Source organism: Prevotella merdae, assembly GCF_900290275.1.
Taxonomy (GTDB): Bacteria; Bacteroidota; Bacteroidia; order Bacteroidales; family Bacteroidaceae; genus Prevotella; species Prevotella merdae.
Window position 1 is genome coordinate 160,937 of the sequence record NZ_LT985326.1, and the last position, 16,085, is coordinate 177,021.

Sequence of the window (16,085 nt, forward strand, 5' to 3'; positions counted from 1 at the left end):
TTACTTTTCTTTATGTGATGAGTCCCTTGGCAGATTAGCTTCCCAAAGTATATTATATTAAATGCCAATTTAATATATATTCTCTGACCATTTAATATATATTCTTTGACCATTTAATATAATATACTTTGGGATAGCATCAAACATGTTGAAAAATCAGGGTAAGACACCCTGACTTGTATATTGCCTATTACGGCAACTTAGGATATTTGCTGAAGTCGGGCTTGCGCTTCTCGAGGAAAGCGCGTCCACCCTCCTGTGCCTCGTCGAGCATATAATACAGCATTGTGGCATCGCCTGCAAGTTCCTGAATACCAGCCTGTCCGTCGAGTTCGGCATTAAGTCCTGCCTTAATCATACGTAGTGCGAGTGGCGAGCGTTCCATCATTATCTCGGCCCACTCTACGCATGTATCCTCAAGTTGGTCGAATGGAACGACCTTGTTTACCATTCCCATGCGCTCTGCCTCGGCAGCAGAATACTGACGACAAAGGAACCATATCTCGCGTGCCTTCTTCTGTCCTACGATGCGGGCAAGATAGCTTGCGCCGAAACCTGCATCAAACGAGCCAACCTTAGGACCTGTCTGCCCGAAGATGGCATTTTCGCTGGCAATGGTAAGATCGCACATCAGATGCAGCACATGACCACCTCCAATGGCATAGCCATTAACCATGGCAATGACAGGCTTGGGCAGTGAGCGTATCTGCTTCTGTACATCGAGCACATTAAGACGTGGCACGCCATCGTCGCCTACATATCCGCCTCTGCCCTTTACATGCATGTCGCCTCCCGAACAGAATGCTTTGTCGCCTGCACCAGTAAGTATCACTACACTTATGTGCTGTGCTTCGCGACACCATGCAAAAGCCTGCGACATCTCCCATGTGGTACGAGGAGTGAAGGCGTTGCGGTAACGCGGACGGTTAATGGTAATCTTGGCAATGCCGTTGTACTCCTCGAAGAGGATTTCCTTAAAGTCAAATCCCTGTACGGGAGACCATTTTCTTTTTTCCATATTTTGACGTATTTATTGATATTTATATTCTACATTTTTATACAGAAGAACTTGTTTTTAAGACAGAAGAACAGTTTTTTTGAAGACAAAAGAACAGATTTTTTTTAAAGACATAAGAACATAAGAACAGGTTTTTATTCTTAAAATTCTATGTCTTAAAACATATTCTTATGTCTTTAAAACAAAAGACATGTCCTTATGTTCTTATGTCTTTAAAACAAAAAACATGTCCTCATGTCCTTATGTCTTAAAACAAAAAACATGTCCTCATGTTCTTATGTCTTAAAAACAAAAAACATGTCCTTATGTCCTTATGTCTTAAAAACAAAAAACATGTCCTTATGTTCTTATGTCTTCAAAACATGTCCTCATGTCCAACATTCGGATTTGGTCATTTGAATTGTGGTGTATAAGTTCTGTATTTATGTTTTATTTCTATTTTCTCACTTCCAAAGTTAATCAAAAGTCCATCATCAATGCCAGTTGCCACAAGATAATTGACGAGCTGAACAGAATGAACAGTTTGAAGACACTGTACAGACTTAAGCTCAAGTATAAGACAGTCCTCCACGACAATATCAGCTTTAAAGTCACCAACAACAAAACCTTTATAATTCACCTTTATCAGCTTCTCCGTTTCATATTTTAGTCCACGTAATTTTAATTCCACCAACATTGCGTTTTTATAGACAGACTCCAGATAACCAGGTGCAAGCTCCATCCTTACCTTATAAGCACAATCTATCACTTCTTTTACAAGCTTATTTATATCCATAGTATTCCATTTTTTATATATAATAAACTCCCATTTTTTGTTAGACACGTGAACATCTTTTGAAGACAGAAGAACAGTTTTTATAAGACATAAGAACATAAGAACAGGTTTTTGTTATTATAATTCTATGTCTTAAAACATGTTCTTATGTCTTTAAAAACAAAAAACATGTTCTTATGTCTTTAAAACAAAAACATGTCCTTATGTTCTTATGTCTTAAAACAAAAAACATGTCCTCATATCCTTATGTCTTAAAACAAAAACATGTCCTTATGTTCTTATGTCTTAAAACAAAAAACATGTCCTCATGTCCTTATGTCTTAAAACAAAAAACATGTTCTTATGTTCTTATGTCTTAAAACAAAAAACATGTCCTCATGTCCTTATGTCTTTAAAACAAAAACATGGCCTTATGTCAACGAAGCAAAGTAGTTCGCCATGGCCTTCATGTCCTCCTCGGCATCCGTGAACACCTCAAGCAGCATCGGTCTATCTGTCTCTCTTGTCAACAGCGTGACGATACCTATTTGCATCTCGTTCATGTCCTTGGCCGATATGTATCCAATGTCGTTCTGTGTACATATGCCTTGTGCTGTTGTCTCATGATGAGCCGACACAAAAGAGTTTGCTACCGGACTCTTGTCCAGCCCCTTAAGCTGTCTGAATATACCTCCGCCGTTATTGTTAAGCAGAACAATGCGCAGATTACCTCCGATACAGCTGTTCCACAAAGCATTCTGATCGTAGAAGAAGCTGAGATCGCCAATAACACAAACCGTCAGAGCATCGGTAGCAAGCGAGAAACCAGCCGCAGTAGATAGCGATCCCTCTATGCCATTTACACCACGGTTGCACCATACATAATGCTGGGCATATATACATGCAAGCCGCACAGCCGAACTATTGGCATAATGAACGCAGATATCAGTATCAAGGTCGGCAAGTTGCTCCTCAAAATACTTCACCGTAGCCATTTGCGAGAAGGCAGGCTCGTAAGCCTCGGCATGCTCGGCACAATTGTCGAGCAATTGTTGCCACAGCAAGTAGAAAGCATGTCTACTATCCTCGTGCGCCATAATATCCTCGTCGTCCTCAAAGTCCTCGGGATTGTCGTATATATCGCAGAAGCTTGACAAGAGCAGATCTACATCCTCAAGCTGACATTCCACAATATCCTCAAGAGTCATTATTGGGTCGTGAAGGTCGAGAGCATCAGGAGTGATGAAGCACGATGCGGCTTTGGTGGAACGCAGCCAGCGACGTGTGGGTTTACTAACAAGAGTGTCGCCAATATATATGATGTAGTCGGGAGCATACTTGGCACTTTGGTCTTGTCCAAGACCATCAACCACCCTAACAGCCTCATCAAAGTGTATGGTCTGATAATAGAGATTAGACAGCGGTTCGGCCATAACCACATAGTGCTGTGACAGCGAGCGTATTGTCTCTGGACTAATAATGCCATAAGCCAACTGTCCTATTACAATCATAGGACGGTTGGCACCAAAGAAGCGTTCGAACAATTGGCGTTGCTGATTAAGGAGATTCACTTTCTCCATAAGTCGGAACCGCTTGGCAACAGGCAGCTCTGCCACATCAAACGTAAACAACGGTTCGGTGATAGGCACGTTAATGTGTACTGGAGCCGACTGACGACAAGTGGCACTATGAAGTGCCTCGTTTGCCAAACGACGACACATCCAACACTCTTCCTCCCAACGCTTATCACTATCAGACGTGTTTAGCCCGTCATCAATATCAGACATGATGTGAGGCTCAGGCAACGACACCGCCTTGCGTACAAAACGTCCAAGAGCATCTGGTTGTGGAAGAGTCTGACCATCAAGTTGGTTTATCCACTGAGATGGGCGGTCGGCAGACACCACTACAAGAGGTACATGCTGATAATAAGCCTCGGCAACAGCAGGAGCCAGATTTAGCAAAGCAGTACCCGATGTAACACACACTACGGTAGGACGTTGCGTTGCTTGGGCTATGCCCAAAGCATAAAAGCCAGCCGACCTTTCGTCTGTTATGGGATGGCATCGGATAGACTGGCACTGGCTAAGATTATGTACAATAGGAGCGTTGCGACTGCCTGGGCACACCACAGCGTCGCTAACCCCATATTCTATAAGCAGGGATGTTAGTATGTTGATATTATCTTTATTGCTGAACATATATTGATTCAAAGTTTGAAAGTCTGTCGCATAGTATTCATCTTGGCTTCCGTCTCCTCCCATTCCGACTGGCACGTGCTGTCCTTAAGCAATCCGCCACCAGCATATAATGTGTATTGGTCAGACTGGGTATTGTCTTGCCCGTCTATCTTCATACAGCGCAACGTAACAAACAAGTTGGTGTCGCCGTCGGGGTCAAGTGTTCCGGCAAATCCGCTATAATAATCGCGCGGAGCCGACTCGTTGTGTGTAATAAAGTCGCGTGTATCGGCCTTGGGCATACCGCATACAGCAGGCGTAGGATGAAGAGCATTAAGTAAGTTGCCTATATGGGCTGTGTCGTTAAGACAGAAGCTTATGTCCGACCTAAGATGCACAAGGTCGCCGGCCCGCGAGGTGTAGGGACCAAATACCGAGAAGTCGGAAGTGTAGTGCTCTATACACTCGGTGATGTAGGTCTCGACATAGCGTTGTTCCTGAATATTCTTAGTGCTCCAGTGGATATCGTCCTTGCCTATGCCACTGCCCGAAACGTCAAACCCCAATTGGCTGCCACTCAAGCGCATAGTACCTGCCAACGCCATTGTTTGCATGTTGCCACACTTGCCGCTTACAAGAATCTCGGGTGTAGCAATAAGCCATGTGCCGCTACGCTTTGTGCTGAACAAGGCCACGAACAATCGAGGATACTTATTGCAGGCACGTGCAAAGAGCGACAATGCCGGTATGTGCTCAGTGGCCTTTAGGCGTGCACTTCGTGCCAAAACAATCTTCTGGAACGTTCCATCACGCAACTGAGCATGAAAGTTCTCAAAGTCGATGGCATATCTGTCGCGCTCAGCCTCGTAGTCGGCATCAATTAGATGAGCCTCCTGCTTGCAATCGTCGGCAATGTCAACGGGCTCCCATTCGGCATCAAGAAGCAATATAGGACACTGGGCAGATGTATCGAAAGGGGCAATAACAAAACCGCGCCGCCCGTTGAGTTCGGCGAGCGACGCTATTTCTTCAGGCTCATTGTTGAGTCGATTGCGGTAGACTTGCGTTGTATGTGGCAGTCGGAAGTATACGAAACTCATTTTGACGGGTTCATTACAAAGTTTGTAACCTCAACCGACGAAATAAGTTCGCCCTCTTCATTGCAAATTTCCACATGCCACTGGTGCAATGTCTTGCCCTTATGCAGTATGCGTGCAGTGGCGGTAACGGTGTCGCCTTCGAGCACAGCCTTGACATGACTGCCACTTACATTTACCCCCACACATATTTTATTAGGACATAAAGCCATAGAACCCACACCAGTCAAGTTCTCGGCAAGTGCAAGTGTGGCACCACCACTAAGGAATCCGAACACCTGACGATTGCGCTCGTCAACCTTCATTTTGGCCTGGCAAGTGTCGGGATCGTCGGTAGAGAGAAACTCCATACCGAGAGTCTTCGACAGTCCGTCTTGCTTCAGTCGTATCTCTTTAATTCTTTCTATATCCATAGTTGTTGATTTATTGTTATGCTTCTCTTAAAAAGTCGAGAGCTTCTTCTATCTCTTCTTTAGTTGCAGTCTGGTTGATGCGGATGTCGCCAATACCTCCGAGCAGCGTGAAATTGATAATGCCCGACGTGTTCTTCTTGTCGTGACGCATCAGTTCGAGCAGTTCGGGATAGTCGTCGCATGTATAAGGCAGACGATCATAATGGTCGAGAATGAACCTCACCGTCTGATGCATCTTGTCGGTAGGGAAGCCTGTCTTGCGCGCACTAAGATACAACTCGCACACCATACCGTAAGCCACGGCATATCCATGCAATACGGGACGACCGTGTTTCATGGCAAACGACTCGAGTGCATGGCCCACAGTATGGCCTAAGTTTAATGCTTTTCGTATGCCGTGCTCATGAGGATCTTCGGTAACAATACGCTCCTTGACCTTTATAGATTCGGCTACCATACGCTGCAACTGGGCAAGGTCGGGCTGGGCAAGGTTGAAGCCCACAAGCTCTGCCCAATGTTTATTGTCCGAGATAAGACCATGCTTCAACATCTCGGCATAGCCCGAGCAGATGTTGTCGTGGTCTAGAGTATCAAGAAATTGTGTGTTGATGATGACAAACTTGCTGTCGGAGAACACACCAATCTCGTTCTTCAGTCCGCCAAAGTTGATGCCAGTCTTTCCTCCCACCGATGCGTCGACCATGGCAAGCAACGTGGTAGGGATATTTATAAAGTCGATGCCACGCTTGAAGGTAGATGCCGCAAAGCCACCAAGGTCGGTAACCATGCCGCCACCAAGGTTAATCATCAGCGAATGGCGTGTTGCGCCACCCTGGCTAAGAGCCGTCCATACCTCGGCAAGCGAGTCGAGTGTCTTGTTAGTATCGCCTGCCTTTATCACTATAGACTGTGCCCCTTTAAGGCAGAGAAAGTTCTGAAGCTTTGGAAGACACATGTCGTGTGTGGTCTGGTCGGTAAGAATAAATATCTTGTCGTGCTCGCATTCGGCTATAGCATTAACGAGGTCGCGCTCGAGATTTCCTGACACAATAACTTTCTGGTTCATAATGGCTCCTGATTTTTAAAGGTTCTACTATTTCATTTCAATTCTTCTTTGCTCTTTTATCGATTGCTCAGACAGTACCGATATGGATGTCCACAGCGCGAGGTCGTCAATAGAGGCAGGAAATATGCTGTTGCCAAGCATGTCGTCCTCGATAGCACGCAGCATAACATAGTCCATACCCTTGTGGTGGCAATCTTGCACAATGGCCTCAGTGCCCCATCTTTGCCAGTAAGCGCTTTCGTAACGGGCTATGTAAGGGGCATCGTCCTCCCACGTTTCGTGCTTGCTCAAGCCCTCGATATATATGCGACGGTTAACTCCATCCCATACACCACGTGTGCCTTGTACCTCAAAGTCCAAACTGCGTGGACGTGGCAGCGAAGTATCGTGGGTTAAGGATATAAGCGATCCGCATTGGGTCTCTATCTGTGTAGACACGACATCGCCAAGGCATATGTTTGCGGCATCGGGGCTATCGCCATTGCCAAGCTCGATCATACGCTGTCGCATACCAACAGCCTTGGTTGCAAACGACGTCAGAGCAACAAGTCGGTCGCGCTTGCCAACACCAAGTATAAGGCAAAGCGGGGCAAGTCCGTGCGTGGGATATAGGTCGCCATTCCTACTAGTATAGAATCGGCTACGCCATACACTCTCTGTACCAATGCGTCCACCGAGATTACCGTGGTCGTCGAGCATTATATTGCGCAAATCGTGACGATAGCCGCCACGCATATATATAATGTCGCCCAACACGCCTTCGTCGGCCATGCGTTTAACGGCAAGAATCTCACGCATAAACAGCGTGTTCTCCATAGGATATATCTTGCGTCCTTTTTGGTGTGCAAGGCGTATAAGAGGGTCGTACTCGCCCATTGCCAAGCCTCCCTTTATCTCCAACGCCACATCGCAATCACGCTCAACACATGCCATAGACTGCTCTACATGCAGATGCCACGGCGATGTGACAACCACAAGGTCGGGTCGATGCTCGTCTATCATACGCACGTAGGCATCGCTGCCTTGATAGAAAGCAACGTTGTGCGGATACTGTATAGCGCACTTATCGGCAATCGCCACTATATTGTAGAAATCGATGCCACTCATTAGCTTAAACAGTTGTTTGCCACGGTAGCCGAATCCTATAAAAGCAATCTTTACGTGTTCCATACTGCAAATCTAATGAATAAAATCGGTAATGCAAAATAAATGAGCAGGTAAAAGTTATGCTTTTTGTGTATACACCGCTTGGAGCAAGTGATACGAGTATAAAAAACACGGACACCGCAAACCAAACAACCAATATTGTCTGGTTTGCGGTGTCCGCATTATATAGAGCAGTGTCGGCTTGGGGTAAGCTGTAGACACTAAAAATAAACATGACTTTATCCGCAGCGCGACGTGCCGCAGTTCTTGCAGATAAGGCAACCCTCCTGGTATACAAGAGTCTCCTGTCCGCATACTGGGCAAACCTGTCCCTTGACTTCGGTACCATCGACAACATATTTCTTTAGGGCGCGTTCAACACCATTCTTCCAGGTATTGATACTTTCGTCCTTAAGCTGAAGCGAACCAACCAACTTAATAACGTGGTCGATTGGCATACGATAACGCAATACGCCGGAGATTAACTTAGCATAATTCCAATACTCAGGGTTGAACTTCTCTGACAGACCTTCAACCGTAGTCTTATAGCCACGCTTGTTCTCGAACTGGAAATCGTAACGCTTCTTGCCATCAGGTCCAGTCTGCTTGATGATGCGACCTTTGGTAACTGTCTTAGGCAATGCAATGCCTTCCTCGTCGTCTTGCAAACCAGTAAAAATCTCGTATGGATAGCCATCGAGCAAACCTATAAATGCCACCCATTTCTCCTTATTGTTTTGGAAACGCACAACATCACACTCAAGTTCCTTAGGACGAGTCTCGGTAACAACACGTCCATCTACCTGAACAACATGCTTTTCCTTAACGGCAGGAGCCGAGGTCTTCTTCTTGTCCTTCTTAGATGCAGAAACAAGTACACCCGAACGACTGCCATCGCGATATATAGTGCATCCCTTGCAACCAGAACGCCAAGCCTCAACATAGAGACGGTCTACAAGATCCTCGTCTACATCATTTGGTAGGTTTACGGTTACGCTGATAGAATGGTCGACCCACTTCTGTATGGCTCCCTGCATACGCACCTTCATCAACCAGTCTACATCATTGGCTGTTGCCTTATAGTATGGCGAACGTGCCACAAGCTGGTCAATCTCTTCCTGAGTATATCGTTTATCGGTATCAATGCCGTTGATGCGCATCCATTCAAGGAACTTTTTGTGATATACAATATATTCCTCAAACGAGTCGCCTACTTCGTCCACAAAGTCGACATGCACCTCAGGGTCGCCTGGATTTACCTTGCGGCGGCGCTTGTATACGGGCATAAATACAGGTTCAATACCACTTGTAGTCTGCGTCATAAGCGATGTAGTACCGGTAGGAGCAATGGTAAGACATGCAATATTGCGGCGTCCGTAGGTCATGATATCGTTGTAGAGCTGTTCATCGGCTTCCTTTATACGCAACAAGAATGGATTGTTCTTCTCGCGCTGGGCATCAAATATGCTAAAGGCTCCACGCTCTTGTGCCATTGTTACAGATGAGCGATAGGCCGAAAGAGCCAATGTGCGATGCACCTCAACACTAAAGTCGGTTGCCTGCTGTGTGCCATAGCGCAAGCCCATAGCAGCAATCATGTCGCCTTCGGCTGTTATGCCTACACCTGTGCGACGACCCTTTGAACTCTTGTCTTTTATCTTCTCCCATAGATGATATTCGGCATGCTTGATGTCGTCGCACTGTGGGTCGTGCTTTATCTTATCCATTATGAGGTCAATCTTCTCAAGTTCCAGGTCGATGATATCGTCCATCATGCGCTGTGCCTTAGCTACATGCTCGCGGAAGAGATTGAAGTTGAAGCTTGCCTCAGGCGTAAATGGATTCTCCACGTAAGAGTAGAGATTTACAGAGAGCAGACGGCATGAGTCGTAAGGGCAGAGCGGTATCTCGCCACAAGGATTGGTGCTAACTGTACGGAAGCCAAGGTCGGCATAGCAGTCGGGAATACTTTCGCGCAGAATTGTATCCCAGAACAGAACGCCAGGCTCTGCACTCTTCCATGCATTGTGCACAATCTTCTTCCACAACTGCTTGGCAGATATCTCCTGCGACATCAACGGCTTGTCTGAGTCGATAGGAAACTTCTGTATGTATGGCTTATCGTCAACGACAGCCTGCATAAACTCATCGTCTATCTTTACGCTAACGTTGGCGCCGGTAACCTTTCCCTCTGTCATCTTGGCATCGATAAAAGCCTCGCTTTCAGGATGCTTTATGCTTACAGAGAGCATCAATGCGCCACGACGACCATCTTGAGCAACCTCGCGTGTAGAATTGCTATAACGCTCCATAAAAGGTACAAGTCCGGTAGAGGTAAGTGCCGAGTTGTTAACAGGCGAACCTTTCGGGCGAATCTGTGATAAGTCGTGTCCTACTCCACCACGACGTTTCATAAGCTGCACTTGCTCCTCGTCAAGTCGCATGATAGCTCCATACGAGTCACCATCTCCCTCAACACCTATCACAAAGCAATTGCTAAGCGATGCCACCTGATGACTATTGCCTATACCAGTCATTGGGCTGCCAGCCGGAACAATGTAGCGGAAGTGGTCGAGCAAATTGAACACCTCTTGCTCGGTCATCGGATTGGCGTATTTCTTTTCAATACGCGCTATCTCGCGGGCTATACGCCAGTGCATGTCTTCAGGCGAACTCTCGTATATATTGCCGAAGCTATCCTTCATGGCATACTTGTTCACCCATACGCGTGCAGCAAGTTCGTCGCCAGCGAAATACTGTAACGAGGCGTTGAAAGCCTCGTCGTAAGTGTATGTTTTTTTATTTTCCATTTGTCGAATTACGTAATTTGAAATTTTTACAAAATAATGCGAGTGCAAAACTACAATAATATTTTGACATTTACAAATGTAGACTAACAGAAATGTCAGTTGTTAAGCTATTGCTTATTTACGCAATAACTTAACAACTGACACTTTACCACTATTACCTAGGCAGTACACCTTGCTAAAAAGTAGAACAGTTTTACTCCAGCAAGAACGGACGGTTGTTTCTGTTAACGATAGTATAAGTATAGGTTTGGTTGAACCTATTAATAAAGATAACCTTTATTGTGCGATACTTCTTAGACGAAGGACGGGCACGGAAGAGGTGACGTGTCTTGGCAAGCTGATGCTTAAGAGGTTTGGTCAGCAAGAAAGCCTCGTCGTTGTCTGTAAACTGCTGCATACGTCCCTTGTACTTTCCATCCTCATACCACACTACACGACAATGGGGGTCCCACTCCCATACATTAGCAACCACATAATTCTTTTGCGTGCGAAACTCGCCTGGCTTGTATACTCGCATTTGTAATACCGACTTAGAGTTGGTAGCTTTATACTGCCACTTCATCGATGTGCCATCTATTGTTGCAACCATATAACCGTTAGGAGCACCATCGCGATTTAGATTGCTTGTCCACCATGCACCACAGGCAGCTGCTATATTGTGCTGATAAAGACGTGGCGTTACCTCCACATTCTCGAAGAAATGGGTGTGTCCGGCAAAGACATGCGCCTCGTAAGGCTCTAATATTTCAGCAAGACGCTGTGCATTGAGTATATTGTCGATAGTTTCCATGGAGTTCCATGCAGGCGCATGCATATTGAGAATTATCATTACATCCTTGGGCACATAACTAAGGTCGCGCTCAAGCCAGCGCAAGTCCTCCTCGGTTATCTCCTCCTCATACTTGCACGAACCACGATAGTTGATATTCTTTATAGTAACAACATGGCACTTGCCTATATTGAACGAATAGCACGTCGGACCAAAAAACTCACCGAACATCTGTTCGGCATAATGCGGTGCACCAAGTTGCGAGTTGTGAAGGTCGGCGTATGCCTTCTGAAAGTCGTGGTTGCCTATGCATTGGAAGAAGGTCATTCGACTATTCTTTATCGACTGCTTGTACTGTGCATACAACTTCATGTTGTCGAACACCACATCACCCAACGTCATGCCAATCACATCTCCCGTCTTGCGCAAGTTGGATGCCGTGTGCATTATACTTGTAACCGTCTCCTGACGCCAGCGTTTCATATCGTGCGCATTAAGTATCTGAGGGTCGCTTATGGCTATATAGTGAAAGCGGTTGGATACAGAGTCGCGGCGATGCAGCACAAAGCTTGCCTTACGTCCCTCCTCAATTACCTTGGCCACTGGCATATAATATCCACATGCTATACCATCAGTCTGCGGCAGTACATACTCGCAAGGTGTAGATATGGATACAAACTTGCTTACCGCCGTATCGGTAGCAAGTTGCCACATACCATTACGGTCGGTTCGGCAGAACTCACGTCCATTGTTCACCACAACTCCGGCAATACCCTTGCCCTCATCATCTACTACACTACCCTTCAACACCAACGGCTTGTCGGCAGGCTTACCACTGACAAGACCAACAAACAACATAAGTCCCAGGAAGACTCTAATACTCATAAGCATCATCGTTTTAGTCTTCGCAAAGATACCTGTTCTATGTTTCATAACCATTGCATTTATAAATATAGGAGACTACGGCTCTAAAGCCATAGCCTCCTACTACGTTTTGAATAGTAAAAATTGACGTGTGCCTTATTTTGTCATATTCGATATAGTGGCAATCATCGCAGCAATAGACGACAAGCTTGAACCCAAACTCATGGTCTCTGCTACAGTCATCTTGCGCTTTAGCTTGGCAGGAATCACAATCTCGCAACCCGGCTGCACCTTGGCACCATGGCTCAACTTAGCCACCTTGCCATTCATATATATAATATATGCACGGCTCTTTACCGCATCACCTGCATAACCACCAGCTTGGTCGATGTAATAGCTTGCACGCTTGCCCTTCTCGAATGCCACTGTATTGGCATACATCACGGCACCATTAACCTTAACAGTTCCGTTGTACTGCGGTACGATAAGACGGTCACCTTCGCGCAACACCATATCAGCATCGCCACCAGGATTCTTGATAGCAAGCTCAAGGTCGATACCTACTGGATATTCGTCTGGAACATTAAACTTGGACAAGTTAGCATTCTTGGCACCTTCGGCTGCCTGTTGCAGATTGGCACCATTGCTGCTTGCGGCAAGCTGTAATATGTTCTTCTGTTGCTGCTCCATCTCCATCTGCAATGCGGTACGCATACGCTGCTTTTCAGCCTCAGTGGCACGGCGCATAAGTCGTGCACCACGTATATAACCAAGTCCGTTAGTACCACCAGACTTTCTATACAAGTCGCTCAAACGAGTATTGTTTGCCGACAGAGTGTAGGTTCCGGCAAACATCACCTCGCCCTCTACCGACACATTCTTCTGCTCCATATATGCCGGACTCTTGCGTATATACACCTCATCAAACGGCATTAGTGTGAATCCTGGCTCACCATCAACCACAAATCCATCCTTTAAGGACAGCGTATACAACTTGGCTATAACGCTGTCGGGAGCCAATGCCTTGGGATCGGTAACACGACGACTAACACTTACATTTACGGTAGATGCCTTATCAGTAAGACCTCCTGCCTGAAGCACAAAGTCCTCAATGGTCTCGTTGTCGGCATACTTGTATACACCAGGGAATTGTACCTCGCCTCTAATGGTGATGGTGCGCTGCTCTATATTCTCTGTCTTGGTAGGCACAAACAACACATCGTTCTCTTGCAACGGAATGTCGGGGGTAGTACCATTCATAATGCCAACCAAGTCCACACTGATAACCTTAAGCGTGCGGTCTTCCTTCATTCTATGTAACACGGCACGATTGGTAAACGCCATCTCGGTTGTTCCTTCGGCATGCTCGATAAGTGAGCGAACACTATTGACCTGCTCGCCAAGATTGTACATACCAGGACGGAACACAGCACCCTTAACCTCAACGGTATTGGCATAACGTGGTATGATAGAGTCTACCATTACCGAGTCACCATCGGCTATGTGGAAATTAGCAAAGTCGAACTCGCCTACATTAAACACAGCATATTCCTTGCCTGTCTTGCGGTTTACACGCACAGCCTTGTTATAGGCATCGCCCGTGAATGATCCAGAATACTTAAGCAAAGAAGCCACCGACTCGTTCTTCTTCATCTCGTAGAACATAGGACGCTTAACCTTGCCAGATATATTTACAAGGCAGTCGTAAGGACCAACAACAATAACGTCGTTGTCGGCAAGACGCACATTGCCAGTAAGTTTGCCGTTGAGTATGTAGTCGTATATATCGACCACAGTTACCAGGCGGTTGTTGCGATACACCTTAATATTACGTAATGTACCTATATCGTTGGTGCCCCCTGCCATATAAAGGGCATGAAACACGGTGGCAAAAGCCGAAAGGGTGTATGTTCCAGGCAACTTCACCTCGCCCATTACATTTACCATAATGGTGCGTGTCTGACCAACAGTAAGCTTTATGCGGCTGCTTGAATAGCGGCTACCAAGTGTAGAGCGCAAACGAGCATTAGCCTGTGCAACAGTAAGACCGCTAACAGCCACTGGACCATACCCCTCTATAACAATATCACCATCAGGCGACACGGTGCATTGCTCCGATTTTTGCGAAGCTCCATATATGTCGATTATAACAGCATCGCCAGGACCAAGGCGATAGTTTTGCGGTGTGGCAATATTCATGTTAGGCTCAAAAGAGAGTTCCTTGTTATTGAAGATGTCACGACCAAACACCTTGTGTACCTTAGTATTCTTATTGTCATAATACTGCTTTACAATGGCAGCCGTATCGGGAATCATCTTGCCCAATTCATCGCGATATTCCAAAACTTCATCTTCCTTGTCCGAACTATCTCTATCGTTGCTTATACGATAATTAGAATATGCGGATAAATCAGAGTTGCTACCTGCACTTTCATTGCCAGATGTACGTTTCTTGCCATTGTTAGTGCGCATACGAGACGAGCCTGTAGGGTCGCCAGCACTGCCATACGAGTGTGATGTATTTTGCGACATCTGTTTCTGATACTTGTCGCGTACACGACGTATTTGCTGAATATTCACTCCTCGCTGCATAAGCTGTGTTACAATCTGGGCATTGTCTTTGCCCGCAGTATGCTCCTTGGCAATGTACGACATAACCTGGTCGTCGCTCATCGACTGTGCCATGCCAGCCACCGGCAACAGCATAAGGAACATAAGATATATTAAAAGCTTTTTCATATTTTTTGTTTGAATTATTGCACAATTAGATTTTCTGACTGTTATACATTATATATATAACCAACAAAAAGGTTTTTTGTTGTGTTATGACTCCACTTTTTCAATATTTTCTTCGTTTACAACCTTGCGGTAAATGTCGTTGAGCACCAATCCTGCTATTGTCAAACCGAATATCGACGTAATATGGGCCATCGATCCATTGATTTGAGCCTTCACTATCAGGTTGGTTTCGCTATTAGGATTGCTGCCTCTATTCTCAAGCAGTTCCTCACTATATACACACTTGAACTTATGGGCAGGCTTGAGCCCTGACTTCTTCATGCGTTTGCGCAAAGCAGAACCTAAAGGACATCCGCGAACCTTCCAAAACTCGGCTACTTGAATCTTAGTAGGGTCCATCTTAAGTGCGGCACCCATTGACGAGAACAACACAGCATGTGTTTCGCATGCACGCATTATGAGCGACACCTTATCCTTGAGCGAGTCTATGCAGTCGATAATGTAATCGTATTGGTCGAGCCCAAACTCCTCGTGCGTTTCCTCACTATACATCTTCTGCAAAGCCGTTATCTCACAATTGGGATTTATCTCAAGCAAACGCTCTTTTAAGGCCTCAACCTTGGCACGACCTATGGTCTTGGTAGTGGCCATAAGCTGGCGGTTTACATTACTTGCGCATACTTTGTCGCAGTCTACTATTGTTAGCCTACGTATGCCCGAACGCACCAGACACTCTACACACCAACTGCCCACACCTCCAACACCAAAAACAATTACACGCTTGGATGCGATCTGCTCCATCACATCGCTGCCAAGAAGCAACTCGGCACGCATAAAAATATCTTTATCTACATTCATTGCTCACAAGTATATATCTTTATTTCTGATAAGTTTCTCCCTATATATAATATAATAAGGTGCAAAGATAAGCAATTTAACCGAATATATATATAAAATAAAACTTTTTAGATAAATAATTCGGTAAAAATTTGGCTGTTACAAAATAAATACCTACCTTTGCACTCGCAATTAAGAAATACACCTAATTGCCACAAAGGTTTGGCTCCGTAGCTCAACTGAATAGAGCATCTGACTACGGATCAGAAGGTTGCAGGTTTGAATCCTGCCGGAGTCACTCAGATTACCAAATTTATAAAAAAGAGAATGTTATTAGTTTAACATTCTCTTTTTTTTATTCTATTATTGTTCAACACAATTAAGGGCTCATA

The 16,085-nt window shown here is 45.5% G+C and carries 11 protein-coding genes and 1 tRNA gene; 1 reads left to right on the plus strand and 11 read right to left on the minus strand.

Features of this window, described 5'->3' with window-relative positions; genetic code table 11:
- Positions 1–190: 190 nt before the first annotated feature.
- From menB to C9991_RS14760, 11 genes are all read right to left on the minus strand, one after another.
- Positions 191–1,018 carry a 1,4-dihydroxy-2-naphthoyl-CoA synthase gene (gene menB, locus C9991_RS14710; protein WP_106813244.1) on the minus strand — a complete coding sequence of 276 codons (828 nt, stop codon included), beginning with the start codon at positions 1,016–1,018 and terminating at the stop codon, positions 191–193.
- Between the two features lie 391 nt (positions 1,019–1,409).
- On the minus strand, positions 1,410–1,793 hold the full coding sequence (locus tag C9991_RS14715; RefSeq protein ID WP_106813377.1) for a GxxExxY protein: 384 nt from the start codon (positions 1,791–1,793) through the stop codon (positions 1,410–1,412).
- Positions 1,794–2,203: 410 nt separating this feature from the next.
- Positions 2,204–3,973 (minus strand): 2-succinyl-5-enolpyruvyl-6-hydroxy-3-cyclohexene-1-carboxylic-acid synthase, encoded by a 1,770-nt coding sequence (gene menD, locus C9991_RS14720; protein ID WP_106813245.1) that lies wholly within the window; start codon positions 3,971–3,973, stop codon positions 2,204–2,206.
- An 8-nt stretch (positions 3,974–3,981) separates the two neighbouring features.
- Positions 3,982–5,052 carry an isochorismate synthase gene (locus tag C9991_RS14725; protein WP_106813246.1) on the minus strand — a complete coding sequence of 357 codons (1,071 nt, stop codon included), beginning with the start codon at positions 5,050–5,052 and terminating at the stop codon, positions 3,982–3,984.
- Positions 5,049–5,462: a PaaI family thioesterase gene (locus C9991_RS14730; RefSeq protein ID WP_106813247.1), complete on the minus strand. Its 414-nt coding sequence runs from the start codon at positions 5,460–5,462 to the stop codon at positions 5,049–5,051. Before C9991_RS14730 ends, C9991_RS14725 begins: the two co-directional genes overlap by 4 nt.
- Before the next feature lie 16 nt (positions 5,463–5,478).
- The gene (gene aroB, locus C9991_RS14735; RefSeq protein WP_106813248.1) at positions 5,479–6,528 is read right to left on the minus strand and encodes a 3-dehydroquinate synthase; all 1,050 of its coding nucleotides are present in this window, start codon (positions 6,526–6,528) and stop codon (positions 5,479–5,481) included.
- 27 nt (positions 6,529–6,555) lie between these two features.
- Positions 6,556–7,698 carry a Gfo/Idh/MocA family protein gene (locus C9991_RS14740; protein WP_106813249.1) on the minus strand — a complete coding sequence of 381 codons (1,143 nt, stop codon included), beginning with the start codon at positions 7,696–7,698 and terminating at the stop codon, positions 6,556–6,558.
- Between the two features lie 215 nt (positions 7,699–7,913).
- Complete coding sequence (locus C9991_RS14745) at positions 7,914–10,484, minus strand: adenosylcobalamin-dependent ribonucleoside-diphosphate reductase (RefSeq protein ID WP_106813250.1); 2,571 nt, start codon at positions 10,482–10,484, stop codon at positions 7,914–7,916.
- Positions 10,485–10,677: 193 nt separating this feature from the next.
- The gene (locus C9991_RS14750) at positions 10,678–12,186 is read right to left on the minus strand and encodes a calcineurin-like phosphoesterase C-terminal domain-containing protein (RefSeq protein ID WP_198643833.1); all 1,509 of its coding nucleotides are present in this window, start codon (positions 12,184–12,186) and stop codon (positions 10,678–10,680) included.
- A gap of 87 nt (positions 12,187–12,273) precedes the next feature.
- Complete coding sequence (locus tag C9991_RS14755) at positions 12,274–14,856, minus strand: polysaccharide biosynthesis/export family protein (RefSeq protein ID WP_106813252.1); 2,583 nt, start codon at positions 14,854–14,856, stop codon at positions 12,274–12,276.
- Positions 14,857–14,940: 84 nt separating this feature from the next.
- Positions 14,941–15,714 carry a tRNA threonylcarbamoyladenosine dehydratase gene (locus tag C9991_RS14760; protein WP_106813253.1) on the minus strand — a complete coding sequence of 258 codons (774 nt, stop codon included), beginning with the start codon at positions 15,712–15,714 and terminating at the stop codon, positions 14,941–14,943.
- Between the two features lie 203 nt (positions 15,715–15,917).
- On the opposite strand from C9991_RS14760, the gene C9991_RS14765 reads away from it, so the two are divergent.
- Positions 15,918–15,991: transfer RNA gene (locus tag C9991_RS14765), tRNA-Arg, on the plus strand.
- Positions 15,992–16,085: the final 94 nt, after the last annotated feature.